The organism is Achromobacter sp. 1014246743, assembly GCF_059760725.1.
The window spans coordinates 70,498-96,184 of sequence record NZ_JCBANA010000015.1 but is presented as its reverse complement, the minus strand read 5'-3'; the positions used below and the strand labels follow the sequence as shown (position 1 = coordinate 96,184).

Annotated in this window: 23 protein-coding genes and 2 tRNA genes; 5 read left to right on the top strand and 20 right to left on the bottom strand. The window is 65.8% G+C overall.

The annotated features are described in order from the left end of the window. Positions 1 to 67: 67 nt before the first annotated feature. Positions 68 to 1,504, top strand: coding sequence for a YdgA family protein (locus tag AC6LJ2_RS08990; RefSeq protein ID WP_498151207.1), 1,437 nt, complete (start codon positions 68 to 70; stop codon positions 1,502 to 1,504). A 46-nt stretch (positions 1,505 to 1,550) separates the two neighbouring features. Here AC6LJ2_RS08990 and AC6LJ2_RS08985 read toward each other — a convergent pair whose 3' ends face one another. The 8 genes from AC6LJ2_RS08985 to AC6LJ2_RS08950 form a co-directional block, all read right to left on the bottom strand. Further along, positions 1,551 to 2,759, bottom strand: a complete 1,209-nt coding sequence (locus AC6LJ2_RS08985; protein WP_498151206.1) for a metal-dependent hydrolase family protein — start codon at positions 2,757 to 2,759, stop codon at positions 1,551 to 1,553. A gap of 26 nt (positions 2,760 to 2,785) precedes the next feature. Then, on the bottom strand, positions 2,786 to 4,513 hold the full coding sequence (locus AC6LJ2_RS08980) for a dipeptide ABC transporter ATP-binding protein (protein WP_445657950.1): 1,728 nt from the start codon (positions 4,511 to 4,513) through the stop codon (positions 2,786 to 2,788). A gap of 7 nt (positions 4,514 to 4,520) precedes the next feature. Continuing rightward, on the bottom strand, positions 4,521 to 5,447 hold the full coding sequence (locus AC6LJ2_RS08975; RefSeq protein ID WP_263912792.1) for an ABC transporter permease: 927 nt from the start codon (positions 5,445 to 5,447) through the stop codon (positions 4,521 to 4,523). Positions 5,448 to 5,459: 12 nt separating this feature from the next. Next, positions 5,460 to 6,431 carry an ABC transporter permease gene (locus AC6LJ2_RS08970; RefSeq protein WP_263912793.1) on the bottom strand — a complete coding sequence of 324 codons (972 nt, stop codon included), beginning with the start codon at positions 6,429 to 6,431 and terminating at the stop codon, positions 5,460 to 5,462. Positions 6,432 to 6,584: 153 nt separating this feature from the next. Then, positions 6,585 to 8,192 (bottom strand): ABC transporter substrate-binding protein, encoded by a 1,608-nt coding sequence (locus AC6LJ2_RS08965; RefSeq protein WP_263912794.1) that lies wholly within the window; start codon positions 8,190 to 8,192, stop codon positions 6,585 to 6,587. Between the two features lie 274 nt (positions 8,193 to 8,466). After that, positions 8,467 to 9,855, bottom strand: a complete 1,389-nt coding sequence (locus tag AC6LJ2_RS08960) for a GTPase/DUF3482 domain-containing protein (RefSeq protein ID WP_498151205.1) — start codon at positions 9,853 to 9,855, stop codon at positions 8,467 to 8,469. Continuing rightward, positions 9,848 to 11,278 carry a DUF2868 domain-containing protein gene (locus AC6LJ2_RS08955; RefSeq protein ID WP_498151204.1) on the bottom strand — a complete coding sequence of 477 codons (1,431 nt, stop codon included), beginning with the start codon at positions 11,276 to 11,278 and terminating at the stop codon, positions 9,848 to 9,850. The genes AC6LJ2_RS08960 and AC6LJ2_RS08955 overlap by 8 nt, the downstream gene beginning before the upstream one ends. An 88-nt stretch (positions 11,279 to 11,366) precedes the next feature. Beyond that, the gene (locus AC6LJ2_RS08950; protein WP_498151203.1) at positions 11,367 to 12,254 is read right to left on the bottom strand and encodes a helix-turn-helix domain-containing protein; all 888 of its coding nucleotides are present in this window, start codon (positions 12,252 to 12,254) and stop codon (positions 11,367 to 11,369) included. Positions 12,255 to 12,425: 171 nt separating this feature from the next. Here AC6LJ2_RS08950 and AC6LJ2_RS08945 point away from each other — a divergent pair, with 171 nt between their 5' ends. Further along, on the top strand, positions 12,426 to 13,319 hold the full coding sequence (locus AC6LJ2_RS08945; RefSeq protein ID WP_263912798.1) for a DMT family transporter: 894 nt from the start codon (positions 12,426 to 12,428) through the stop codon (positions 13,317 to 13,319). Between the two features lie 17 nt (positions 13,320 to 13,336). Here AC6LJ2_RS08945 and AC6LJ2_RS08940 read toward each other — a convergent pair whose 3' ends face one another. From AC6LJ2_RS08940 to AC6LJ2_RS08925, 4 genes are all read right to left on the bottom strand, one after another. Further along, positions 13,337 to 14,545, bottom strand: a complete 1,209-nt coding sequence (locus tag AC6LJ2_RS08940; protein WP_498151202.1) for an aminotransferase class V-fold PLP-dependent enzyme — start codon at positions 14,543 to 14,545, stop codon at positions 13,337 to 13,339. Positions 14,546 to 14,591: 46 nt separating this feature from the next. Further along, on the bottom strand, positions 14,592 to 15,065 hold the full coding sequence (locus AC6LJ2_RS08935; RefSeq protein WP_498151201.1) for a RidA family protein: 474 nt from the start codon (positions 15,063 to 15,065) through the stop codon (positions 14,592 to 14,594). Between the two features lie 111 nt (positions 15,066 to 15,176). Beyond that, complete coding sequence (gcvA, locus tag AC6LJ2_RS08930) at positions 15,177 to 16,079, bottom strand: transcriptional regulator GcvA (protein WP_445657957.1); 903 nt, start codon at positions 16,077 to 16,079, stop codon at positions 15,177 to 15,179. Positions 16,080 to 16,216: 137 nt separating this feature from the next. Continuing rightward, positions 16,217 to 16,292 (bottom strand) — tRNA-Asn (locus AC6LJ2_RS08925). Between the two features lie 256 nt (positions 16,293 to 16,548). Between AC6LJ2_RS08925 and AC6LJ2_RS08920 the strand changes: the two genes are divergently transcribed. Beyond that, entirely contained in the window at positions 16,549 to 17,937 is a 1,389-nt protein-coding gene (locus AC6LJ2_RS08920; protein ID WP_263912802.1) for a GntP family permease, read from the top strand. A 78-nt stretch (positions 17,938 to 18,015) separates the two neighbouring features. Here AC6LJ2_RS08920 and AC6LJ2_RS08915 read toward each other — a convergent pair whose 3' ends face one another. The 7 genes from AC6LJ2_RS08915 to petA form a co-directional block, all read right to left on the bottom strand. Continuing rightward, positions 18,016 to 18,276 (bottom strand): virulence RhuM family protein, encoded by a 261-nt coding sequence (locus AC6LJ2_RS08915; protein WP_263912803.1) that lies wholly within the window; start codon positions 18,274 to 18,276, stop codon positions 18,016 to 18,018. A 140-nt stretch (positions 18,277 to 18,416) separates the two neighbouring features. Further along, positions 18,417 to 18,492 (bottom strand) — tRNA-Thr (locus AC6LJ2_RS08910). Between the two features lie 67 nt (positions 18,493 to 18,559). Then, positions 18,560 to 19,003 (bottom strand): ClpXP protease specificity-enhancing factor, encoded by a 444-nt coding sequence (locus AC6LJ2_RS08905; RefSeq protein ID WP_025139953.1) that lies wholly within the window; start codon positions 19,001 to 19,003, stop codon positions 18,560 to 18,562. A 12-nt stretch (positions 19,004 to 19,015) separates the two neighbouring features. Continuing rightward, the gene (locus AC6LJ2_RS08900) at positions 19,016 to 19,627 is read right to left on the bottom strand and encodes a glutathione S-transferase N-terminal domain-containing protein (protein WP_006388039.1); all 612 of its coding nucleotides are present in this window, start codon (positions 19,625 to 19,627) and stop codon (positions 19,016 to 19,018) included. Between the two features lie 151 nt (positions 19,628 to 19,778). Continuing rightward, positions 19,779 to 20,630: a cytochrome c1 gene (locus tag AC6LJ2_RS08895; protein WP_263912804.1), complete on the bottom strand. Its 852-nt coding sequence runs from the start codon at positions 20,628 to 20,630 to the stop codon at positions 19,779 to 19,781. 24 nt (positions 20,631 to 20,654) lie between these two features. Then, positions 20,655 to 22,043 carry a cytochrome b gene (locus AC6LJ2_RS08890; RefSeq protein WP_025139951.1) on the bottom strand — a complete coding sequence of 463 codons (1,389 nt, stop codon included), beginning with the start codon at positions 22,041 to 22,043 and terminating at the stop codon, positions 20,655 to 20,657. A gap of 74 nt (positions 22,044 to 22,117) precedes the next feature. After that, the gene (gene petA / locus AC6LJ2_RS08885) at positions 22,118 to 22,759 is read right to left on the bottom strand and encodes a ubiquinol-cytochrome c reductase iron-sulfur subunit (RefSeq protein WP_025139950.1); all 642 of its coding nucleotides are present in this window, start codon (positions 22,757 to 22,759) and stop codon (positions 22,118 to 22,120) included. A 140-nt stretch (positions 22,760 to 22,899) separates the two neighbouring features. Between petA and mscL the strand changes: the two genes are divergently transcribed. Then, a complete protein-coding gene (gene mscL / locus AC6LJ2_RS08880; protein WP_025139949.1) occupies positions 22,900 to 23,349 on the top strand; it encodes a large conductance mechanosensitive channel protein MscL in 450 nt (149 codons plus the stop codon). 367 nt (positions 23,350 to 23,716) lie between these two features. Here mscL and AC6LJ2_RS08875 read toward each other — a convergent pair whose 3' ends face one another. Next, positions 23,717 to 24,493 carry a Nif3-like dinuclear metal center hexameric protein gene (locus tag AC6LJ2_RS08875; protein WP_498151200.1) on the bottom strand — a complete coding sequence of 259 codons (777 nt, stop codon included), beginning with the start codon at positions 24,491 to 24,493 and terminating at the stop codon, positions 23,717 to 23,719. Positions 24,494 to 24,512: 19 nt separating this feature from the next. Between AC6LJ2_RS08875 and AC6LJ2_RS08870 the strand changes: the two genes are divergently transcribed. Continuing rightward, positions 24,513 to 25,667 carry a trypsin-like peptidase domain-containing protein gene (locus tag AC6LJ2_RS08870; RefSeq protein WP_445657959.1) on the top strand — a complete coding sequence of 385 codons (1,155 nt, stop codon included), beginning with the start codon at positions 24,513 to 24,515 and terminating at the stop codon, positions 25,665 to 25,667. Positions 25,668 to 25,687 lie beyond the last annotated feature (20 nt).

Below are 25,687 nucleotides of genomic sequence, written 5' to 3'. Positions count from 1 at the left end.
GGCTGCGGCGCCTTCGGGCGCGGCAGCCCGTTTTTCATGTGACGATCACAACACCAAAAGGGGCATCATGAGAAAGTGGGTATCGACAGGCTGCGCGGTGGTGGCGCTGGGTGCGATCTGGACCGCCACCGCCTGGTACACCGGCAAGCAGCTGGAGGCGGGGCTGGGACCCTTGGCCGAGACGGCCAATGCGCAGGCGCGGCAGATCGGCTTGACGGTGATGGGCCAGCCCGTGTCGTTCGAACAGGTGTCGTTCGAGCGGGGCGTGTTCACATCGCACGCCCGCTATCGCGTTCTGGCCGCGCCGTCCGAGCGGGACCGCGTTGCCGACAAGCAGGACGTCCAGTTCCTGGCGCGCATCGATCATGGCCCTTTTCCCCTGTTCCGGCTTGCCGAAGGCCATTTCATGCCCGCCATGGCCGCCGCCCGCGTGCAGTTGGCCGAGACGCCCTCGACCGCCGCATGGTTCAGCGGAGCCAAGGGCGCCGCGCCGGCGATGGCCGAGGCCGTGGCCAGCTATGGCCGGGTGGTATCGGGCACGTTGACGCTGGCGCCGGTGGATTATGCGCAGGACGGCACCACGGCCAGCTTCTCGGGCCTGCAGGCCCGGGCCAGCGTGGCGCCGGATGGCAGGCACACGACGTTTGCCGTTGCGGCCGAGAAGATGGATTCCACCGAGCCGTTCGACGAAAAGGGCGTCACGCGTACGCGCCGGCTGTCATTGCGCGGGCTGGACTTCTCGCACGAATCGACCCAGGCCGCCGACGGCGCGGTGACCAGCGCCAGCCAGGCGGCGATCAAGCACTGGACGGTAGAGATCGACGATCAGCCGGTCACGTTGCGCGATCTGGTCGTGACGGCCGACGCCAGCGGTACGCGCAGCGCCATGAACAGCACGTTCAAGGCGCAGGTCGCAGGGATCGATGTGCGCGGCACGCAGGTGGCCAGCGTGCGCATGACGGCCCGCGCAGCCAACGTGGACCTGGCCTCGTTCGAGGCCTTTCGCGGCATGATGGAGCAGGCCGAGGGCGGCGCATCGATGGGCGAGAAAATGGAGGGCATGGCGCATCTGATGAAGTTCCTGCTGGCCAAGCCGGCCTTCGCGGTGGACACGTTGCAGGTGGACACGCCCAGCGGCCCGGCGACGCTGCGGCTGGAGGTGGCACTGGATGCGCCTACGCTGTGGAACCGCGCGCCGGCCGCGATCATCAAGGAAACCGTGAAGAAGCTGGACTTGCGCCTGAGCGTGCCCACCGAGAGCCTGGTGGACCTGATCTCGGTGCGTGGCCTGGCAGAGGGGCAGCCTGCCGAGGTCGCGCGCGACGCGGCGCGTCAGCAGGCCGATGCCATCCGCGACCGGTTCCTGCAGAGTCAATGGGGGCGTCAGGACGGCGACAAGCTGGTCACCAATCTGAACTTCGAGGGTGGACAGGTGGAAATCAACGGCGAACGCATGACAGTCGATGCGTTCATGACCCGGCCGCTGATGCCGCGCTATCGCTGAGACGCCGCGGACCCGTGCCCGGGTCCGGGTCCGCGTCCGCGGGATATCAAGCCGGCAAGGCCCCCGCCGCCACGTCGCCGTTACGCAGTACCGCCACGTGCGAGCGTTTGTCGGCGGCCTTCATGATGTCTTCGGCAGGGTCGCCTTGCACCAGCAGCAGATCGGCCACGTTGCCCTCCACCACCGCGCCATGCCGGTCCATGCCCATCAGGTCGTGGCTGCGCGAGGTGCCGGCGATCAGCGCGTCAATCGGCGTCATGCCGAACTCGACCATGTAGGCCAGTTCCATCGCGTTGTCGCCATGCAGGTTGAACGGCGTGCCGGCGTCGGTGCCCAGCGCGATGCGGCCGCCGGCCTTGTAGTACATCTGGATGGATTCTCGATGGCGCTGTTCTACCGCGCGGGCTTTTTCCACCGCGTAGGCCGGAATGCCGTTGTCGGCGTTGGCCACGATGTTGCGCACGGCGGCGATGGTCGGGACCAGGTAGGTCTGGGCCTCCAGCATTTCGCGCAGGCAGTCCTCGTCCATGAAGATGCCGTGCTCGATCGAGTCGATGCCGGCGCGAACCGCATTTAGGATGCCCTGGGTGCCCTGCGCGTGGCTGGCCGTGCTTTTGCGAAAGCGCTTGGCTTCGTGCACCCCTGCCTTCATTTCATCGAAGCTGTAGTGCGCGTCCATGGGGCTGACGCCCGGCGTCATGACGCCGCCGGTGGCCATGATCTTGACGAGGTCGCAGCCGGCATGCACCTGCTCGCGCACCGCCTTGACCACTTCCTCGCAGCCGTCGGCCACGCGGCCGATGCGGTTGCCGTGTCCGCCCGTCATGCAGATGATGCGGCCCGAAGCCTTGATGGTCGGGCCGGGAAAGACACCCCGCGCAATGGCGTCGCGCACGCCGAATTCCAGGTAGTCCTTGCCGCCGCAATCACGCAATGCCGTGCAGCCGCCGCGCAGCGCCGCTTGCGCGTTTTCCAGTGCGGTCAGCGTGATCTGGGCGGGTCCTTGCTTGGCCATCTGCGTCTGTGGATCGGCGCCGCCGGTGTAGACCAGGTGCACGTGGCAATCGGCCAGGCTGGGCATCAACGTCAGGCCGTTCGTATCCACCCGTCGCCCCGCGAAGCCGGTGAATTCACCGGCCGGCGCCACGCGCACGATGCGCTCGCCTTCAACCAGCACGCCGTGATTGGGCAGGACTTTGCCCAGGCCGTCGAACACCTTGCCGCCGATGAACAGGGTTTGCCGCGTTGCCGTCATGTCTCGCTCCTTGGTATGGACTGCCCCTAGCCGATCACTTCCAGCCCCTCGCGGGACATGGCCTGCAATCGAGGCATCAGCCCCAGCAAGTGCTGGCTGTAGGGGTGCTGGGGATGTTCGAACAGCGCTTCCGTATCGGCCACTTCCAGCAGTTCGCCGTAACGCATGACGCCGACGCGATCGCACATCTGGCGGATCACCGGCAGGTCGTGGCTGATGAACAGCATGGTCAGGCCCAGCTGTTCCTGCAGGTCTTTCAGCAGGTTCAGGATCTGCGCCTGGATGGAGACGTCCAGCGCCGAGGTGGGCTCGTCGCAGATGAGGAAGCGCGGCCGCGTGGCCAGGGCCCGCGCAATGCAGATGCGCTGGCGCTGGCCGCCCGAGAATTCATGCGGAAAGCGCTCGGCGGCGCGGTCGCCCAGCCCCACGACGTCGAGCAGATCGGCCACCACCTGGCGGGTTTCGGCTTCGTTGGCCGCCAGCTTGTGGAAGCGGATCGGCTCAGCCACGATGTCCAGCACCCGCATGCGCGGATTGAGCGACGAGAACGGGTCCTGGAAAATCATCTGGATCTGCCGGCGAAACGGATTGAGCTGCTTTTCTCCCTTGAGCGCCGTGAGGTCGGTGCCGCCGAAATTGACCGAGCCCTCGCTGGGCGTATACAGCCCCGAAATCAGCCGCGCCACGGTGGACTTGCCCGAGCCGGATTCGCCCACCAGACCGAACACCTCGCCTTCGCCGATCGAGAAATTGACACGCTTGACGGCATCCAGCGTGCGCTGGTTGCGCTTGAGCAGCGCGTTCTTGAGCACGAAGCGCATGGACAGGTCCGTGACTTGCACCAGCGGGCCGCCGGTGGCCGCACCGAAGTCGCGGCGTTGGCCCAGCCAGTGCGTGGCCAGGTCCAGCGGCTTGGCCGGCGTCTTGACGTCTTCGATGTAGGTGACCAGCGGAAAGCGCTTGAGCTTGATGTCCGGCCGCGGCACGGCCGAGATCAGGCTGCGCGTATAGGGGTGGTCGGGGTCGCCCAGGATCTTGGCGGTGGGACCTTGCTCGACCAGCTTGCCGTGGTACAGCACGGCCACCCGGTCGGTCACGTCGGCGATCACGCCCATGTCGTGGGTGATGATGATCATGCCTACCTGTTCCTGGCGGCACAGTTTTTTCAGCAGGTCCAGGATCTGCGCCTGGATGGACACATCCAGCGCCGTGGTGGGCTCGTCCGCGATGATCACTTCGGGTTCGCAGCACAGCGCCAGCGCGATCACCACGCGCTGTCGCATGCCGCCCGAGAACTGGTGGGGATACTGCTGCACGCGCAGCTCGGGCTGGTCGATGCCGACCTGCGCCAGCAACTGCACGGCGCGCTTCTTGGCGGCCTCGTGCGTCAGGTCCAGGTGTACCAGCATGGTCTCGACCAGTTGGCTTTCCACGGTTTGCAGCGGGTCCAGCGAGGTCAGCGGGTCCTGGAAGATCATGCCGATGCGGCGGCCACGCACTTTGCGCTGCTGCGCCGGCGTCAGCGTGTCGATGCGTTCGCCATTGAGCAGCACCTGGCCGCCCGCCAGGCGGCCAGGTGCCTCGAGCAGGCCGATCACCGCATTGCCGATGGTGGACTTGCCGGCGCCGGACTCGCCGACCACGCCGAGGATCTCGCCTTTCTCCAGCGACAGCGACACGCCGTCCACGGCCACCAGGGTGCCGCGGCGGCTGGGAAATTCAATCCGGATATCTTCGATGTTGAGCAGGGCCATGACGTCCTCAGCGCAGCTTGGGGTTGAGCGCGTCGCGCAGCCAGTCGCCTAGCAGGTTGACCGACAGCACCAGCGCCACCAGCGCGATGCCGGGGAAGATGGAGATCCACCACATGCCCGAGAAAAGATAGCTGTTGCCGATGCGGATCAGCGTGCCCAGCGACGGCGCGGTGGGCGGCAGGCCCACGCCCAGGAACGACAGGGTGGCTTCGGTGATGATGGCAATGGCCAGGTGGATGGTGGCGATGACCAGCACCGGGCCCATCACGTTGGGCAGGATGTGCCGGCGCAGGATGGTGAAGCGGCCGATGCCGATCAGCCGTGCCGCCTGCACGTATTCCTTGTTGCGCTCGACCAGCGTCGAGCCTCGCACCGTGCGCGCGTACTGCACCCAGCCGGAAATGCCGATGGCGAAGATCAGCACGTACAGCGCCAACTGATCGTGCATGTCGCGCGGCAACAGCCCGCGCGCCACCCCGTCGATCAGCAGCGCCACCAGGATGGCGGGAAATGACAGCTGCACGTCGGCGATGCGCATGATGAAGCTGTCGACGCGGCCGCCGGCGTAGCCACTGATGAGGCCCAGCGTGACGCCCAGCACCATCGAGAACAGCACCGAGGCAAACCCCACCAGCAGCGACACCCGCGAGCCATACATCACGGCCGACAGGATGTCGCGGCCCTGGTCGTCGGTGCCCAGCAGGAAATCCGGGCTGCCACCCTCTTCCCAGGCGGGGGGCGTGTTGGCGTCCATGATGTTCACGGACGCCAGGTCGAACGGGTTGTGCGGGGCGATCAGGGGCGCGCCCAGCGCGCCCAGCAGAATGACCAGCGTGACGGCGGCGGCGATGATGGCGCCTGGCGAGCGCTTGAAGCTGTGCCAGAGGTCGCTGTCGGCGGCGCGCGAGAAAAAGGGAGCGATGCGGGCGATCATGGGGGGGTTCCCTTATTTGCTCTGCACGCGCAGGCGCGGGTCGACGGCGAAATACAGCAGATCGACCACCAGGTTGATGACGACGAACATGAACGCGATCAGCACGAGGTAGGCGGCCATCACGGGGATGTCGACCATGCTGATGGCCTGGATGAACAGAAGGCCCATCCCCGGCCACTGGAACACGGTTTCGGTGATGATGGCGAAGGCGATGATCGAGCCGAGCTGCAGGCCGGTGATGGTAATGACCGGCACCATGGTGTTCTTGAGGGCATGGCGGAAATTGATGAGCCGCTCGGGCAGGCCGCGGGCGCGCGCGAACTTGATGAAGTCGGCGCGCAGCACTTCCAGCATTTCGGCGCGCACCAGCCGCATGATCAGGGTCATCTGGAACAGCGCCAGGGTGATGGCCGGCATGATCAGCGCGAGCAGCCCGGACTTGGTCAAAAAGCCCGTGGTCCACCAGCCCAGCCCCACCACGTCACCGCGGCCGAAGCTGGGCAGCCATCGCAATTGCACGCCGAAAAACAGGATGAGCAGGATGCCGATCAGGAAGGTGGGCAGCGAAATGCCAGCCAGCGAGATCGCCATGAAGGCCTTGGACAGTACGCCATGGCGCTTGAGCGCCGTGTAGATGCCCATCGGGATGCCCAGCGCCAGCGCCATCACGGCGGACACGAAGGACAGTTCCAGCGTGGCGGGCATGCGCTCTTCGAGCAGTTCGCTGACGGGGCGGCGATGGCGATACGAAATGCCGAAGTCGCCCCGTGCGGCGTTGGCGACGAAACGCGCGTACTGCACCAGGAACGGATCGTTCAGGCCGAGCTGTTCGCGCAGTTGGACGCGCTGTTCGGGCGTGGTGTCCTGGCCAACCATGCTGGCGATCGGGTCGCCAACGTAGCGGAACATGGAGAACGCGATCAGCGCCACCGTCAACATCACCAGCACCGACTGGATCAGCCGCTGCGCAATAAAGGAAAGCATGGTTGGATGCCCTCTTGGTCGGATAACGCCGGGCCGCGCATTGCCTGGGGCGGCAAGCGGGGCTGGGCCGGGCGCACCCGGGCGGCGGCAAGCCGCCCGGCGTTCGCTTCATGCGGCCGGCGTGTGCCTTGCGGCGCGTGCCGGCCTTTGGGGCTACGGCAGGACGACGTCGCGCAGGTCCAGCACGTCATCGGCGCGCTGGATGACCTTGATGTTGTCCTTCACGCCCCACGACATCGGCTGCTGGTGCAGCGGCAGGTAGCCGAAGTCGCTGCGCACGATGCCGAAGGCCTCCTTGATCATCGCGTTGCGCTTGGCCTGGTCGGTTTCGACGCCGATCTTGCTGGTCAGCTCGTCGACCTTCTTGTTGCAGTAGCCGCCCAGGTTGAACTGGCCCGCGGCCGTCTTGGCGTCGCGGCACGAGGTCAGGTTAAGCAATGTGTTGTGGGCGTCGGTCGAGCTGGGTGTCCACCCCAGCATGTACATGCTGGTCTGGTTGCCGGCCTGCAGCAGGATCTTGCCGAAATACTTCGACTTGGTCTGTGCCAGCAGATTGATCTTGATGCCGACCCGCGCCAGCATGCCGGCCACGGCCTGGCAGACCTTTTCGTCATTGACGTAGCGGTCGTTGGGGCAGTCCATGGTGACGGTGAAGCCCTTGGGGTAGCCGGCTTCGGCCAGCAGCTTCTTGGCTCGTTCAGGGTCGGGCTTGTAGGGCGCGCCGAACGATTCGTCGTAACCGTTGATGGCGGTTGCGATCAGCGAGCCCAGCGGCTTGGCCGCGTTGCGCATGATCTTTTCGTTGATGGCCTTGGTGTCCACGGCCAGCACGACCGCTTCGCGCACCTTCGGGTCCTTGAAGGGGTTCTTGCCCTTGACGTCCGAGAACAGCAGTTCGTCGCGGTCCTGGTCCATGCCGATGAAGATGGCACGGGCTTCGGGCGCGGTCAGCGGCTTGACGCCCTTGGCGTCTTCCAGGCGCTTCCAGTCCTGCACCGGCACCGGCTGCACCAGGTCCATTTCGCCGGAAATCAGGGCGGCCACGCGGGTGGCTTCCTGCGTGATGGGCTGGAAGATGACTTCGTCGACGTTGGTCTTGATGTCTTTGTTCCAGTATCCGTCGTAGCGCTTGAGGACCGTCTTCACGTCGGGCTGGCGCGAGACCAGCATGAACGGGCCGGTGCCGTTGGCGTTCAGGTTGGCATAGTTGCCCTGGTTGTCGCCCTTGACGTTGGTGGCTTCGGTGGTCTTGTTCTTTTCCGACCACGACTTGCTCATGATGTACAGGAACACCCATTCGCGCGGCAAGATGGGATTGGGCGTGGGCGTGGTGACTTCGATGGTGTAGTCGTCGACCTTCTTGATGTCGGACGCCTTGGCGCCGTAGCCCTTCATGTCCGAGCCGGGCGTGAGGCTGCGCTTCCAGGAAAAGATGACGTCGTCGGCCGTGAAGGGCGAGCCGTCATGGAACTTCACGCCTTTGCGCAGCTTGAAGACCCATTTGGTGGGCTCGGGATTTTCCCAGCTTTCGGCCAGTAGCGGCGTCAGTTTCAGGTTGCCGTCGTAGCCGGCCAGCGTTTCGTAGATGTTGCCCTGGAAGCCCAGCGTGAAGGTTTCGTTCAGCGCCATCGGGTCCATGGACGTGGCGTCGCCTTGGTACGACCAGTGAAAAGTCTTGGCTGCCGCGCCGGCGCTGAATGCCAACGAGGCAGTCAGTGCAGCCGCCAGCGCCGCTTGTTTGATGTGGGGAAAAGTACGCATAGCCCTCATGCTCCGTAATGCGCGGATAGCGCGACAGAAGTGATAGGGCCCTGGCCCCACCGGGAGCCGGGGCATGGCGTTGCTGCTTACGACGAAAGGCGGTTCACGGTAGATCCAACCCCTTGTGATTGTCATTGGCGGGGACGGACCGCACCGATGCAGATCGAATCTTATAGACGCATTCGTTTAAGCGTCAATCGGTTTGGATTGGGGTTAGTCCTTGCTTGCTTCACGCTGGGAATGGTGCGTTTGGCGGGCGGCGCGGGGCGCGGACTCAAGGCGCAGGCGTGGGGTCCGAAGCAAGGGTTTTCGCCAATTCGCGCACCACTTGCTTGCGGCGTTCGCTGTCTTCGTGGCCTTTGGCCAGCGCGGACCATTCGGGCCGGCTGCGCGCTTCCTTGAGCGCGTCGGGCAAGGGGCCGCGACGCAGGGATTCGTCGTCGGGACGTTGCAGGCGCAATGGGTCGCGGGCGGCGTGGCCGCGGCGTTCCAGCGCGTCGATCAATTGCCGTTGGCGCAGCGCCAACAGGCGCAGCACGGCGTCATCGACGCTGATCTCGCGCCAACCGCGCAGCTTGCCTGCCACGCGCTTGCCGAGTTTTTCCACGCCCTGCCACAGGCCGCCGGCCGCCGCGCCGATCAGCATGCCGGTGCCCAGGCTGAGACCCGCGCTGAACAGGTCCACGGCGGCGCCGGCCATCGCGCCGGCTGCGGCGCCCATGCCGACCTGCACGCCCATGTCCTTGAGCGCCTGGGGGTGGAACAGGTCCATGCCCCAGCGTTCGCCCTGCAGCGGCAGTGCGTCGTCCGAAAAGTCAGACGCGCGGAAGTTATACAGCGCCAGCAGCGCGGTGACGCAGGCCTGTTCACGTTGGCGCACCTGCTCGCGCAAGCGCTGCGAAGCCTCGGCCAAGGCCGTGTCGTCACCGGCGCTGGCGATGTGCAGCGCGGCGACGTCCACCAACAGGTCGGCCAGCAGTTCGCAGGCGGCGGCGTGGCGTTCGCGGCGTTGCCGGGCCAGGCTGTCGGCCAGGCGTGCCAGCGTATCGGCGTGGCGGTCCAGCAGCACGCCAAGCTTGGTATAGAGCTGTTGCTCGCCATCCAGCGGCGGCGCGACGGTGTCGAATTCCACCGCGGCGTGCAGGCCCAGCCGCGCCAGGGCTTCGCGCCATTCGGCGGCGCGGTGGGCGGGCGCGTTGACGAAGTTCAGCACGGGCAGCAAGGGGCGGCCGCAGGAGGCCAGGATGGCAAGTTCGTCGCGGTGCTTGCTGAGCACCGGATCGCGCGCGTCGATGACATACAGCGCGGCGTCGCAGTCCAGCATCTTTTTCAGAACGCGCGCTTCCTGCTCGTAGCGGCCGTGGGCTTCGGGCGTATCGAGAAATCGCCGGATGCGCGCCGGACCGTCCAGTCGTTCTTCGGGAGGCGCCAGGCGTTCCAGGTATTCGAGCAAGGCAATGCTGTCTTCCATGCCGGGCGTGTCGAACCATTCCAGCACGGCGCGGCCCTCCAGGCGCAGGCGTGCGCCTTCGACGTGGCGGGTGGTGCCGGGGCGGTCGGCGACTTCGCCGAAGGTGGTGTCGCGCGTCAGCGTGCGCAGCAGGGAGGTCTTGCCGGTGTTGGTGTGGCCCACCACCGCGATGCCGATGACGTGCTCAGGCATGCTCGTGCTCCAGCCAGGCCAAGGGGGCGCTGGCGCCGTTCAGGATGGCGCCGGCATCCAGCCCCAGTGCGGCCAGGCGTTCGCGCCAGAGCGGTTCGCGCGTGTTGGCGCCGGCGGGGGCCAGCAGCCAGACACGTGTCTGGCCGGCGTGTGCGGCCAGCTCCGCAATCAGCGCCAGGGTGCCCCGGTCGGGGGTCTGGCGCGCGTCGCAGGCGATCAGCAGGCGCGAGGCGGCGGCCTGAGCCAGGGCATCCAGCACGCGGTGACGCTGTTCGCGGGTATCCAGCTTGCCGGCATCGCGGATGGTCGCGGGCAGCTCGGCCGGCGGCCAGGGCAGATCTGCGGGCAGCTCCAGCCCCAGCAGCACGGGCTGGCCGCCCAGGATCAGCGGCGCGGCCGGCGCCACGCGCGGTTCGTGCAGCGGATCCACCGGCCGGTCGATGCCGGTGGATTGGACCGGCGGGTCCAGCCGGTCGCGCAGCGCCGCATGGCCTGCCAGCGTGGGGTCGATGGCCAGGGTGCGCACCGCCCGGCGGGCAACGGCCAGGCAGGCCAGCCAGGCCGCGAGGCGCGGCAGGATGCCGTAGACCACGACCACGCCGATCAGCCATACCGACCATTGCACCTGAGCGTCGGCGGCCAACGCCTGGGCGCCATCGCTGGCGCGCACCATGGCGGCGTCAGGCAGTGCAAAACCCAGCTTGGATGGCAGCCAGCCGATGGCCTGCGTCAGCCAGACGAAGGTGTCGGGCGCCAGCAGCGTGGTGGCCCAGATGAAGCGATAGCTGGCGGTGGACAGCAATACCAGCAGGGTTGCCAGCGCCGCACCCAGCCCGGCCAGCCACAGACCATGGCTGACGGCGCCGAACAGCCCGCGCAGGGCGCCGGCGCGCGCCATCAGGTTCAGGAAGGCTTGGGGCACCAGCGCGCCGTCCGGGCCGCGCGCCAGCTTGCGCGTGGCCCAGAGCCACAGCCGCCCCAGTGGCGTCATGGCCGCGGGCCGTAGCAGGAAGCTGGCCAGCCACAGCAGAAAGGTCAACGCATGCAGGCCCAGCAAGGCGCCCAGCGCCCACAACACGTTCACGGGCCGCGTGCCGTCGCCCAGGGCACCCGCGGCCACGCCCACGCCGGACACCAGCGCCAGCAGCAGCAAGACAGCCAGTACGGCAAGTGCGCTGCGGCGCCAGCCATCGACCAGGGGAATCAGGTTTTCGCGTTGGGCCAGCAGTTGGGCGCGGGCCAGGATGCGGTCCGGCAGCGGGACATCCTGTTGGCGCACCTGCCGCACCACGCTGGCGTCTTCCAGCGGCCCCCAATGGGCTTCGCGCAGCCGGACGAGTTCGGCCAGCCAGTGGGCGCGCACGGGCGACTGGCCAGGGGCGTCGAGGGGGAAGGAAAGGTCGCGGGAAGTCGGCGATGGCATCGCGGGCAGGGCAGGCGATCAGGCCGCGAAGGGCGATGGGCCATTGTAGACCGCCCGGGGGGGGGGCCGCGGCCGCAGGGAGAAGGCTTCAGTGGCGGCGACGGGCGGCGCGATACTGGCCGGGCGTGACGCCCACGGCATCGCGGAACACGCGTGACAGGTGGCTGGCATTGCCAAAGCCCGAGGCCTGCGCGATGCCGGCCAGGTCACCCTTGGCCGCGGCCAGCAGGCCACGCGCGTGGGCCAGACGGCGGGCGCGCACCCAGGCATGGGGCGGTTCGCCGAAGGAGGCGTGGAACATGCGGGCGAAGTGATAGGTGGACAGCGCAGCCACGCGGGCCAGCTCGTCCAGTGTCAGGGCGTCGGCCAGGTGCGCATCGACGTAGTCCATCACGCGCCGCCGCACCGCGGGCGCCAGGCCGCCACGCGCGGGGACGGCGGTGCGGCGCGTCACGCCCTGGTTCAGCAGGTGGTGCAGCACGGTTTCGGCCGCGCTGCTGGCGGCCAGCCGGTCGGCGGGCGCGGCCCAGTCCGTGCCCAGCAGGGTCTGGCAGACGTCGGTCAGGGACTCGTCGTGGATGTAGGTGCGGTCGCGCAGTTCCAGCGTGCGCGGTTCGCAGTCCAGCCGCATGACCGCTTCGCGCGCCAAGCGTTCCGGCGCAATGTACAGGTGCAGGAAATGCACCGTGTCGTTCATGCACCAACGCGAATAATGCTCGGCGGGCAACACGCAGAACTTGCCGGCGCCACCGTGCAAGGGGTGCCCGACGCGGAACGATTTTTCGCCGCCATGCAGGTAGAGCGACAGTGTGTGATGACCCGGCATGTCGTAGCCCAGCGTCTCGTGGGCGCTGCGACCCCATTGCGAGATGGCGATGCCCTCGCCCAGCGAGGCCGCACGGGCCAGCGTGGCGGTCGACGCGGACAGGGTGCGAAAGACGGAGAAGTCGGACGGAGCCGAAGCGGTGGTGCCCATGGAACCGAAATGCTACTGCGATCCACGCGTGTGCGGCATGTGCAAACGAAGAAAAAACCGCAAGAACCGGCAATTTTTCGGACTTCGTCCGAGGCAGACTGGGCCTTGCTGCCGGCCGCTATCCGCAGGTCTGGCCCTCATGTCTTTTTCTGCCCTGCGGGGTGTCTCAAAGTGAACCTTTTCCTGTATTTCCTGACCGTCGTCATCTGGGGCACCACCTGGATCGCCATCAAGCTGCAACTGGGCGTGGTGGCCATTCCGGTGTCCATCTTCTACCGCTTCGCGCTGGCCGGCCTGGTGCTGTTCGCGGTGTTGCTGCTGACGCGCAAACTGCAACGCCTGGATCGGCGCGGGCACTGGCTGTGTGTAGGCCAGGGCCTGTGCCTGTTCTGTTTGAACTTCCTGTGCTTCTACACGGCCACGCAATGGATTCCCAGCGGCCTGGTGTCGGTGGTGTTTTCGGCCGCGACGCTGTGGAACGCGTTGAATGCGCGACTGTGGTTCGGCACCCGCATCGCACCGCGCGTGATGGTCGCCGGCCTGGTGGGCTTTTCTGGACTGGTGCTCCTGTTCTGGCCGGAGCTGTCAGGGCAGCAGGCCAGCCACGAGACGCTGCTGGGCCTGGGCTTCGCGTTGCTGGGCACGTTCTGCTTTTCCACCGGCAACATGCTGTCGTCGCTGCAGCAACGGGCGGGCATTCGTCCGTTGACCGGCAACGCCTACAGCATGTTGTACGGCGCGGCCGTGCTGCTGGCCGGATGCGCCGTGGCCGGCGTGCCGTTCCGGTTCGATACGTCCTCGGCCTACGTGGGCGCCCTGCTCTACCTGGCGATTCCGGGGTCGGTGATCGGTTTCACCGCCTACCTGACGCTGGTCGGACGCATGGGGCCTGCGCGCGCGGCGTATTGCACGGTGCTGTTTCCCGTGGTGGCGCTGAGCGTGTCCACCTTCGCCGAAGGCTACCAGTGGACGGCGCCCGCCCTGCTGGGCCTGGCCCTGGTCATGTTCGGCAACCTGCTCGTCTTCACGAAATGGACGCCGTTCGCGCGTCGGGTCGCGGCTTAGCGCTCAGGCGATGGGGCTTATCTGCCTGGGCCGGCCAGGCTGCGCAGCGCTTGCAGCAGCCGGTCGATTTCATCCGGGTGGGTCAGGTAGCTGACCGAGGCGCGTGCGATCTGCGTCAGTCCGCGCGCGTTCATGTCCAGCGGCGTATAGGGCACGCCATTGCTGCCGATGACGATGCCCTGGGCTGCCAGCGCTTGCTGCACGGCGGGCGCATCCCGGCCCGCCAGATTGAACGACACCAGCCCGGAACGCTCGCGTCCCTGGTCCAGCACCTCGATGCCGGGAATGGCGGCCAGTTCGGCGCGCAGGGCCTGGGCAGTGGCGTCGATCTGCGCACGGATGGTATCCAGGCCGAGATCCAGCGCTTCCTGCAGCGCATTGGCCAGGCCGCAGCGCAGCGCCAGCGAGGCCTCGGCGGATTCAAAGCGCGCCGCGTCGGTGCGTAGCTGGGGCTCGCCGCCCACATCCAGGGGCGCGGAGTAGGTGTCCACGTAAGCGGGCGTCAATTGCGGCAGGAAGTCGCGCCGCACATACAGCAGGCCGGTGCCGCGCGGGCCGCGTAGCGCCTTGCGGCCCGCGCCGCTGAGCACGTCGCAGCCGACCTCGGCCACGTCCACCGGCAACTGGCCCACCGCTTGCGCGGCATCCACGAAGTACGGCACGCCTGCGGCGCGTGTCACCCGGCCCACGGCGGCAGCGGGGTTGATCAGGCCGCCGTTGGCGGGCAGCCAGGTCAGCGCCACCAGGCGCACCCGCGCATCCAGCATGGCCTGCAAGGCAGCGGGGTCGACGCAGCCGCTGTCATCGGACGGAATGGTTTCGATGGACACATCCACGCCGCGTGTCGCCAGCCGCATGGCCGCCAGGTTGCCGCCCCATTCGTGGCGGCCAACCAGGATGCGGTCGCCGTCGCGCCATGGGCCCAATGCCGCGAACGCCGCGCCCCAGCCGGGTGAATTGCCGCCTGTCAGCGCGATTTCATCGGGCTGGGCGTTGAGCAGCCGGGCCGCCAGGTCGCGGGCCTTGCCGGTCAACGCGCGGGCGGCCACACCCGCTTCCATGGGCCCCTGCTCGGCCTCGCGGCGCAGGTGGGCCTGGATGGCGTCCAGCGTGGCGGCGGACGGCAGTGATGCACCCGCATGGTTGAAGTGCACGGTAGTGCGCGTGCCGGGCGTGGCAGCGCGCAGCGCCTGCAAGGTGTCGGGGGTCAACGGGGCAGCGGGCATGGCAGTTCCAGAAAGCGGCGCCGGACCGCGGCCCGGCGCCAAGGCATCAGGCGGGGGTCAGTGCGATGACCGCTTCGACTTCCACGGCCACGCCTTGCGGCAGCGACGCCACGCCGACGGCGCTGCGCGAGTGACGGCCCGCATCGCCGAATACCTCGACCATCAGGTCCGAGGCGCCGTTGGCGACCGCGCTCTGGCGGTTGAAGTCCGGCGTGCTGGCCACGAACACGCCCAGGCGCACCACGCGGGCCACGCGCTCCAGGCGGTCTCCGGTGGCGGCGGCGACTTGCGACAGGATGCCCAGGCCCGACAGCCGTGCGGCGGCCACGCCGTCTTCTTCGGACACCTGGTTGCCCAACTGGCCCAGGAACGTGGGCTTGCCGCCCTGGCGCGAAATCTGGCCCGAGATATAGAGCAGGTTGCCTTCCTGCACGAAAGGCACGTAGTTGGCGGCGGGGGCGGCCGCGGCTTCCAGCGTCAGGCCAAGTTCGGCCACGCGGCCGGAGATCGAACGGGTCATGGGGGTCACCTCTGAAACGGAAAAGGGAAATCGCACCCCCCGATGCTATCGGCCGCGGTCCGCGCTGACCAATCAATTCTTGCCAGGTATATATGAGTAAAACTAATGCGTTCAGTCCGATGCCGCAGCATCTGCCAACCAGGCATGGAAGGCCTGCGCCGTATCGTTGGCTTTGCCGCGCGGGCTGATGAACCACCAGCCGATGCGGGCGTCTTCCAGAACCGTATCCGGCAGGGCCTGGACCAGTGCACCACTGGCCAATTGTGCGGCGATCATCCGGTGACGGCCCATCGCCAGGCCCTGCCCGGCCAGCGCGGCTTCGACCACGATGTTGTAGTCGTGCAGGCGCACCGTCTGGGCGCGCCCCAGGTCCAGGCCGAAACGACGGGCCCACGCATCCCATTCGAAAGGGTGTTTGGTGTGCGAGGCCAGAAGCGGATAGCGCAGCAGGTCGTCGGGCGTGCGCGGACGCCGTTTGCCAGCCACCAGGGCCGGTGCACAGACCACGGACAGCCGTTCGGGCATCAGACGCCGCGCTCGCACGCCAGGCCACGTGCCGCGGCCATAGCGGATCGCCACGTCGACCTCGCCGCCCGCCACATCAGCCAGGCCGATATCGGGCAGCAACTGCAGGTCGATCTCGGGATGGGCGGCGGCAAAATCCGGCAAGCGTGGCGCCAGCCAACGGGTCGCGAACGAGGCCAGCAGCCCGACCTTGAGCACGCGCCGTTCGGTGGCCGGCGCGCGGATCGCCTCGGTGCCCTGGCGCAGCAGTTCAAAGGCGGCATGCACCCGCTGGTAGTAGGCCTGCCCGGCCGGCGTCAGCGCCACGGCGCGGGTACGGCGTTCGAACAGCGCCACGCCCAGTTCCGTCTCCAGCCGTTGGATATGGTGGCTGATCGCGCTTTGCGTGACGAACAGTTCTTCCCCCGCCAGGCTGAAGCTCAGGCGCCGTGCGGCGGCTTCGAAGGCGCGCAGCGAAACCAGGGCGGGCAAGGAACGATGGGAACGCATCGGAAATCGCAGGTAGAACCAGGGATGCGCGTCATCCTACGCCGGGTGGCGGGCGCCATGCAAAAAGCCCTTCAAATGGGGCCCGCCAATGCAAAAGGCCCGCAACAACGTTGCGGGCCCTTCAGTACTGCATTCTTTGGCTCCCCGAGCTGGGCTCGAACCAGCGACCTGCGGATTAACAGTCCGTCGCTCTACCGACTGAGCTATCGGGGAACAGGTAGAGGGGCCGAATTATGCACAAATTTTGCGGGGAATGCAAAACGGGTGCGTGCGGCCTGGTTCAGCCCTGCCGGATGGCCTGCGCGGTGTGGAACAGTTGCACCCAGCGGAACTGGACCGCAACGTGGCCATCATCAAGGTTGCGGGGATCCGTCCCGAGTGACAGGGGTATTGCAGGGCGGCGCCGGTTGATCCCGTATCATGGCACCCAGAAGGTTCGCGACCTCTCTCGTCTTTTCTGGGTTTATCCATGTCTTCGTTCGACATTCAATTGCTGCTCACCGCCCTGGTGAGCGTTCTGGTGCTGGTCGCTCTTATCGTCTCGCGCGTCCGCATGCATCCGCTGCTGGCGCTGCTGATCGTTTCCCTGGGCGTGGGTTTTGCCACCGGCATGGAACCCACCGCCATCGTCAAAAGCCTCACCGACGGCGCCGGCAAGACGCTGGGCGCGGTGGGCGTGGTGATCGCGTTGGGCGCCATGCTGGGCAAGATCCTGGCCGATTCCGGCACCACCGAACGCCTGGCCAACGCCATCCTGGCCCGCACCTCCGTGCGCCTCATTCCCTGGGCCATGACGCTGGTGGCCTTCGTCATCGGCATTCCCATGTTCTTCGAAGTGGGCCTGGTGGTGATGCTGCCGCTGATCTTCAGCGTGGCGCGCAAGCTCGAAACCCAGGAGCGCTTCAAGGGGTCGGCCTACGTCTACGTGGGCGTGCCTGTCATTTCGGCCCTGGCGGCCATGCATGGCATGGTGCCGCCCCATCCGGGCCCGCTGACCGCCATCGCCAGCCTGAAGACCACGGTCGGCCCGACGATGATCTACGGCTTCATCGCCGCGCTGCCCGCCATGATCCTGGGCGGCCCCCTGTACGGCGCCTTCATCGCGCCGCGCATGACCACCCGGCCTGATGACGCCCTGCTCGAGCAGTTCACCGCCACCCAGGAAGCCACCAAGGGTCGCGTCCCGGCGAGCGTGGGCTTGGGCGTGCTGGCCGCCTTGCTGCCGGCGTTGCTGATGCTGGTGCATGCGGTGGCCGAGATGCTGCTGCCCAAGGGCTCGGGCCTGTTGCACGCGGCCGCCTTCCTGGGCAACCCGCTGGTCGCCATGCTGCTGGGCGTGCTGTTTGCCATGGCCACCCTGGCCCTGCCGCGCGGCGGCGACGCCGAGAAACTGCGCGGTGCGCTGGGCCAGAGTCTCAAGCCCATTGCCGGCATCATGCTGATCATCGCCGGCGGCGGCGCCTTCCAGCAGGTATTGACCAGCGCCAAGGTGGGCGACGCCATCGTGCACCTGACCCAGCAGTTTGCCTTCCCGCCGCTGATCCTGGGCTGGCTGATCGCCATGCTGCTGTCGGTATCCACGGGTTCCGCCACGGTCGGCATCGTTGGCGCCGCAGGCCTCCTGGCCCCGCTGGCGGGCGCCGACCCCAACCTGAACCTGCCCCTGCTGGCGCTGTCGATCGGCTGCGGCTCGCTGTTCTTCAATTACGCCAATCACGCGGGCTTCTGGATGGTCAAGGAATCCTTCGGCATGACCATGGGCGAAGCCACCAAGACCATTTCGGTGGTGCAGTCCATCGTGTCGGTCGTGGGCCTGATCATGGTGCTGCTGTTCAATATGTTGCCGGCGTTGGGGTGATGCCCCGGGGCGGGTCGACTCTGCGAAAAGTCCAACTGTATTGACCCTGTAGCCGACGGAGATGATGGCGTCCCGGCTCTAGTAGTTGGTCAGGTAGGCTTTACCGTCTGCGGCAGTTATTCGAAATTTTCGAATAACTGAATCTTCATCTAACTCGTTGGATTTAAAGACTTCCTTCAGGTGATAGTTGATCGTTTGGACTTCTACAGCAAAGATCTGGGCCATCCCCTTTTGGCTGGCCCATACGGTCTCGTCTTCTGCGATCACCTGGATGCGAACGTCGCCGTCGGCTGAGGCGTAGAAGAGAAATTGGGAGCCGTTTCGTGCGGGGTGTTCCATGCTCGGGTTCTACTCACGGCAGTTTTGCGGGACGGCTCAAATTTACCGTGTGCTACACAGGCTTGTCTGTTCGTAGTGACCGCAGTCGATCTGCAAAACAAAAAGCCCAACCATTCGGTTGGGCTTTTGCTTGAAGCAGATGGTGCCGGTGAAAGGAATCGAACCCTCGACCTTCTCATTACAAGTGAGCTGCTCTACCAACTGAGCTACACCGGCGTGGCGTGCCGGGGCACGCGCAGGGACCGCATTGTAATTAAAAAACGCGACCCCTGCGTGGCGCTCGCTATTTGACGATCGTCAGGCGCGGACGCTTGGGTTCGTCGTCGCCGCCGTCGTCGTCAGGCGCGGCATCCGCGTCGGCTTCGGGCGTGGCGGTGTCGGACGCGTTCTGCGTGCCCGGCGCCGGCGGTTCGTAGGGCTGCACTTCGAAGCCCATGCCCGCGCCGGTTTCGCGCGCGTAGATGGCGCTGACGGCGCCCACCGGCACGTAGACGTTTTCGGTCACGCCGCTGAAGCGGGCCTGGAATTCGATGAATTCATTGCCCAGCACCAGGCGGTTGGTGGCCAGCGTGCCGACGTTCAGTGTGATCTGTCCGTCGCGCACGTGGGCGACGGGCACCATCGTGTGCTCGTCGACCTGCACGGTGATGTACGGCGTGTAGCCGTTATCGGTGCACCATTCGTGCAGCGCGCGGATCAGGTACGGTTTGGTCGAAGTTTCACCCATCACGCAACAACCTTAGCGACGCATCACTTTTTCCGAAGGCGTCAGCGCTTCGATGTAGGCCGGACGCGAGAAGATGCGTTCGGCGTACTTTTGCAGCGGCGCTGCGTTCTTGGGCAGTTCGATGCCGTAGTGGTCCAGGCGCCACAGCAGCGGGGCCACGGCCACGTCGAGCATGGAGAATTCCTCGCCCAGCATGTACTTGTTCTTGAGCAGCATGGGGGCCAGCTGGGCCAGGCGGTCGCGGATGTTCTGGCGGGCGTTGGCCAGCTTCTTCTCGTCCGGCTTGGCGCTGCGGTCTTCCAGCGTCGAGACGTGAACGAACAGTTCTTTCTCGAAGTTGTACAGGAAGAGGCGCGTGCGGGCGCGCATGACCGGGTCGGCCGGCATGAGCTGCGGGTGCGGGAAGCGTTCGTCGATGTACTCGTTGATGATGTTCGACTCGTACAGGACCAGGTCGCGCTCGACCAGAATGGGCACTTGACCGTACGGGTTCATCACCGAGATGTCTTCGGGCTTGTTGTACAGGTCGATGTCGCGGATCTCGAAATCCATGCCCTTTTCGAACAACACGAAGCGGCAGCGTTGCGAAAACGGACACGTGGTTCCGGAATAGAGCACCATCATGGCGGTAAGTCCTTTATGAAAAACGAAAGGCCAGCGCCTTAATCTAGCAGGCGCTGGCCCCGATTGCCAGGCGGGGATAGGCGTACAGCCCTATCCGCCGTTTCCGGCTCCGATATTGGGGACGGAAGTTAAGCCTGGCGGGGCGTTGCGGTTAGCGCACGTGTTTCCAGTAAGAGGCGTTCAAACGCCACATCACCAGGAAAAACAACAGCAGGAACAACATGACACCGACGCCCAGCTTCACGCGGAAAGTCTGGACGGGCTCGGCCATCCAGGACATGAACGCGGTCAGGTCAGCGACGTCGTTGTCGTATGTTGCGACTTGGGCCGGGTTGGCGGCCTTAAATTTGGCATCGAAGGTGGCATGGCCGTGGTAGTTGGCTACCGGTTCGGCCTTGACCGTGGAAAAACCTTGAGCATCGTACACCGTCGTGACCCGTTCCCAGGTTTTCGGGGCGCCTTCCTTGCCCTCGACCTCGTGCATGGCCACGGTGGTCAGCTCGCGCGGACCCTGCCGTTCCCAGAGGGCGTGGGGCATGCCCACCGACGGGAACACCAGGTTGTTCCAGCCCGTGGCGCGTGAAGTGTCGCGGTAGAACGTGCGCAGGTAGGTGTAGATGTAGTCGGAACCCGAGGGGCCGGCGTTGACGGATTTGGCACGGGCGATCACGGACAGGTCCGGGGGCGTCGTGCCAAACCACTTCTTGGCGTCCTTGGGCGTCATGGCGATATGCATCATATCGCCCACTTTTTCGCCGGTGAACAGCAGGCTTTCCTTGATTTGCTGGTCGGTCAGCCCGATGTCCTTGAGCTTGTTGTAGCGCATCGAGGATGCGCTATGGCAGTTCAGACAGTAGTTGACGAACAGCTTGGCGCCGTTTTGCAGCGACGCGACGTCGTTGACGCGGTAAGGCGCCTTGTCCAGCGGAAAGCCGCCTTCAGCGGCGTAAGTGGCGGTACACGTGAGCATCAAGGCCACGGCACCAATCAGCTTCTTGATCATGGTTAGTCCGTTATTCTCGTGGGCTCAGTGGGCGTGGAACGTGACGCGGTCGGGCACTTTCTTGAAGGTGCCCAGGCGGCTCCAGACCGGCATCAGGAAGAAGAATGCCAGGTACAGCAGCGTGCCGATCTGCGACGTGATGTTCAACGGCGGACTGGGCGGCTGCGTACCGATGTAGCCGAGCACCAGGAAGTTGACCATGAAGATGCCGTAGATCCACTTATGCCAGGTGGGGCGGTAGCGGATCGACTTGACCGGCGAATGGTCCAGCCACGGCAGGAAGAACAGGATGACCACGGTGCCGCCCATGGCGACCACGCCCCAGAACTTGGCATCGATGGCGCGCAGCAGCACGGCCACGATGATCAGGATCGCGGGGATGGCGATGCGCATGAAGCCCTTCAGGTTGCTCTTGACGAGCAGCGCGATGGCGCCCAGCACCGAAGCGCCGGCCAGGACCCACGTGAATTCATCGGTGGTGGCGCGCAGCATCGAGTAGAACGGCGTGAAGTACCAGACCGGGGCGATGTGCGGGGGCGTCTTCAGCGAGTCAGCAGGAATGAAGTTGTTGAACTCGAGGAAGTACCCGCCCATTTCCGGCGCGAAGAACACGATGAAGGCAAAGACGAGGAGGAACCCCGCCACGCCGACCAGGTCGTGCACCGTGTAGAACGGGTGGAACGGAATACCGTCTTTGGGCCGGCCGTACTTGTCTTTCGGGCCTTCCTTGATTTCGATGCCGTCCGGGTTGTTCGAGCCGACTTCGTGCAGCGCCACCAGGTGAGCCGCCACCAGCCCCACCAGCACCAGCGGAATGGCGATGACGTGGAAGGCGAAGAAGCGGTTCAGCGTGGCGTCGGACACGACGTAGTCGCCGCGGATCCAGATCGACAGCTCGGGGCCGATGAACGGGATGGCGGCGAACAGGTTCACGATCACCTGTGCGCCCCAGTAGGACATCTGGCCCCACGGCAGGAGGTAGCCGAAGAAGGCTTCGGCCATCAGACAGAGGAAGATCGCGACGCCGAAGATCCACACCAGCTCGCGCGGCTTGCGGTACGAACCGTAGAGCAGCCCGCGCAGCATGTGCAGGTAGACGACGACGAAGAACATCGACGCGCCGGTGGAATGCATGTAGCGCACCAGCCAGCCCCACGGGACTTCGCGCATGATGTATTCGACGGACTGGAACGCGCGTTCGGCGTCCGGCTTGTAGTGCATGACCAGGAAAATGCCGGTCACGATCTGCAGCACCAGCACCAGGAGTGCCAGGGACCCAAAGAAATACCAGAAGTTGAAGTTCTTCGGTGCGTAATACTCGGACAGATGGGCTTTCCAGGTGGAGGTCACCGGGAAGCGCCGGTCCAGCCAGCCCAACAGGCCTGTCGTCTCGACGGTTTTCTCGCCAGCCATGTAACGGCTCCTTCTCTAATACGTGGCGTATTTGTTTTACTTACGTAATTCGGGAAAAAAGCGCGACGCGAGCGTCAGGCCTTGTTGTCTTCATCAACGCCCACGATGATGCGGGTGTCGGTGAGGTACTGGTACGGCGGAACTTCGAGATTATCGGGAGCAGGCTTGTTCTTGTAGACCCGGCCAGCCAGGTCGAACGTGGAGCCGTGGCACGGACAGAGGAATCCGCCTTGCCATGAGGCGCCCATGCCGCCACCGCCACCTGTCTCGAAGTGCGCGGTGGGCGAGCAGCCCAGATGAGTACAGATACCGACACAGACGAAGATCTCGGGCTTGCGCGAGCGGCCTTCGTTTTCGGCGTATTTGGGGGTGAAACCGGCGCGTTTGGAGTCAGGGTCCGCCAGGAGGGCGTCCTGGCTTTTGAGGCCGGCGAGCTGCTCGGGAGAGCGGTGGATGATCCAGACGGGCTTGCCACGCCATTCCACGGTTTTCATGGTGCCGACGGGAATGTCGCCGATGTCGACTTCGACGGGCGCCCCGGCGGCGCGGGCTTTTTCGGAGGGGGAAAACGTGCTTACTAGGGGTATTGCCGTTGCGACACCTGCTACGCCACCCACAGCACAGGCGGTGGTAACCCAGAAACGTCGCGAAGGATCAGGTGGCAGGTTGGGATCAACCGCACCGTCATCGTCATGCACCAGCGTATCCTGACTCATCTTCCTATCCTTGTTGATGCGCCCGCTCTACGAGTAGCATCACTTCTGCGGCATCGGGTTCGCGGGAATGTGTAACAACATAGCAACCGCGTATTATAGCGCCAGCCCACTGGCGGGCGTATCACGAAGGGAGTGCTTTTATGAGCAAAGCGACTGGTTTCGTCAAAGAATTCCGAGATTTCGCTGTTAAAGGTAATGCGGTTGACTTGGCGGTCGGTGTGATCATCGGCGCAGCATTCGGCAGGATTGTCGATTCGCTGGTCAAGGACATCGTCATGCCATTGGTCAATTTCGTGCTTGGCGGGTCTGTCGATTTCTCGAACAAGTTCCTGGTGCTGTCGATGCCTGCGGGATACAACGGGCCGATGACGTATGCGGATCTGACGAAGGCGGGCGCGAACGTGTTCGCCTGGGGCAATTTCGTCACGATCATCATCAACTTCGTGTTGCTGGCGTTTGTGATTTTCTGGATGGTGAAGGCGATCTACAAGGCTCGCACGAAGGCCGAGGAAGCGCCGGCCGCACCGGCTGCGACGCCGGAGGATGTGGCGCTGCTGCGCGAGATCCGGGATCTGCTCAAGCGGCCGTAAAGACAAGGCGCCCTTCGGGGCGCTTTCTTTTTTGGCTGTTGGATGTGTTTGCTGGCATCGGGTTTGGCTTCGTGCCCCAGCCCCGACGGGCTCAAAGCTTCTCGAATGCCGAGGCCGTCAGACCGAGGATTGCGTGCGGGATTTTCGGGGCCCGCCGCTTGCGGCCGCGCGGGCGGCCAGCAATCGGCTTACGCGCTTGTGGGGCGTTGTGGCGGTGGGCGCTACGCGCTGGCGTTGGGCTGCGAAATCGGACCAGTTCTGTTGCTTGCGTGGTTTTGCGCGTGGCTCGGCTGATTCGTTGCCACGATATCGGATTGTCCGAATCAGGGCGGGCGGCGCGTGGGAGCGTCTTGCCGCCCTGCTTCCTTTACACCGGGTTATCCAGGTCGACGAAGTCGACCTGGATGCCGAAGCGGTCGGCGACGGCTTGGCCCAGGGCCTGGATGCCGTAGCGTTCGGTGGCGTGGTGGCCGGCGCCGATGAAGGCGACGCCGGTTTCCTGGGCGAGGTGGAAGGTGGATTCCGAGGCTTCGCCGGTGATGTAGGCGGTGGCGCCGGCGTCGATGGCGTCGGCGAGCATGCCTTGGGCGCCGCCGGTGCACCAGGCGATGCGGGCCAGGGGCTGGTCGGGGTTGCCGACGACGAGGGGCTGGCGGCCCAGGCGTTGCTGGACGCGGGCGGCAAGGTCGCCCAGGGTGGGCAGGTCGGGGGCCGAGCCCAGCCAGACGAGGTTGTCGGCGCCACAGGTGCGGGGCGTACCGTCGTCGCGGCGTTCGGGGGCAAGGCCCAGGATGCGTGCGAGTTGGGCGTTGTTGCCCAGCGTGGGGTGGGCGTCCAGGGGCAGGTGGTAGGCGTAGAGGTTCAGGTCGTTTTTCAGGGCCAGGGCCATGCGGGTGCGGCGGGTGCCGATGACGCGGCGGTCTTCGTTGCGCCACATCCAGCCGTGGTGGACCAGGACGGCGTCGGCGCCACGTTCGACGGCGATGCGCAGCAGGGCTTCGCTGGCGGTGACACCGGTGATAATGTGTCCGACTTCGGAACGGCCTTCCACCTGCAGCCCGTTGGGGCAGTAGTCCTTGAAACGGGCGGCTTGCAGGGTGTCGTCCAGCCAGTTGGCCAGGACGTGGGAGTCCACTTTACTCATTGCTAGTCCTATCAGAAACATGCGCCGATATTGGCTGATATTCGCTCAGGCCGTCACGGTCTGCCTGGGTATTCTATTCGTGGTGACTACCTTGCGGCCCGATCTGCTGCGGCTGGGCGGGCCGGCGGCGTCGTCGCCCGTGCCCCAGCAGGCGGTAGGGGCACGTCCGCTGGCGGGCGTGGTGTCGTATGCGGACGGGGTGGCTCGGGCCGCGCCGTCGGTGGTGAATGTGTACACGACCAAGCACGTGAATGTGCCGTTGGTGCCGTTGCCGGATGATCCGATCCTGCGCCAGTTGTTCGGGCAGGTGCCGGGGGTGAGCCGGCGGCAGGCCAGTACCAGCCTGGGTTCGGGGGTGGTGGTGAACCACGACGGTTACGTGTTGACGAATTACCACGTGGTGCAGGCGGCGGACGCGATCGAGGTGGCGTTGGCCGACGGGCGCAAGGATACGGCGAAGGTGGTGGGTGCGGATCCGGATACGGACCTGGCGGTGCTGAAGCTGGCGACGCTGCGCAATCTGCCGGCGGCGACGTTGGCACCGGATCGCGGCCTGCGAGTGGGCGATGTGGTGCTGGCGATCGGCAATCCGTTTGGCGTGGGACAGACGACGACGCAGGGCATCGTGTCGGCGTTGGGGCGCAATGGGCTGGGCCTGAACACGTACGAGAATTTCATCCAGACGGACGCGGCGATCAATCCGGGCAATTCGGGCGGCGCGCTGGTGGATGCGCAGGGCAATCTGGTGGGCATCAACACGGCGATCTATTCGGAATCGGGCGGGTCGCTGGGCATCGGGTTCGCGACGCCGATCGATATCGCGCGCAAGGTGATGGACGAGATCGTCAAGACGGGCGGCGTGAAGCGCGGTTGGCTGGGCGTGGAACCGCAGGACCTGACGGCGGAACTGGCGCGGGCGTTCCAGATGGAGGCGAACGCTCGCGGGGTGATCATTGCCGGCGTGATGCGCGACGGCCCGGCCGCCAAGGGCGGGCTGCGTGTGGGCGATATCGTGCAGACGGTGAACGGCAAGCCGATGACGGATACGTCGGGGCTCTTGGCCGAAATTGCGCAACTGCCGCCGGGGCAGCGCGCCACGTTGGGGGTGCTGCGCGGCGGCAAGGCGACCGAGGTGGCGGTGGTGGTGGGCACGCGTCCGGGGCTGCCGCGCTAGGCCCGCAGGGGTGACGCCGC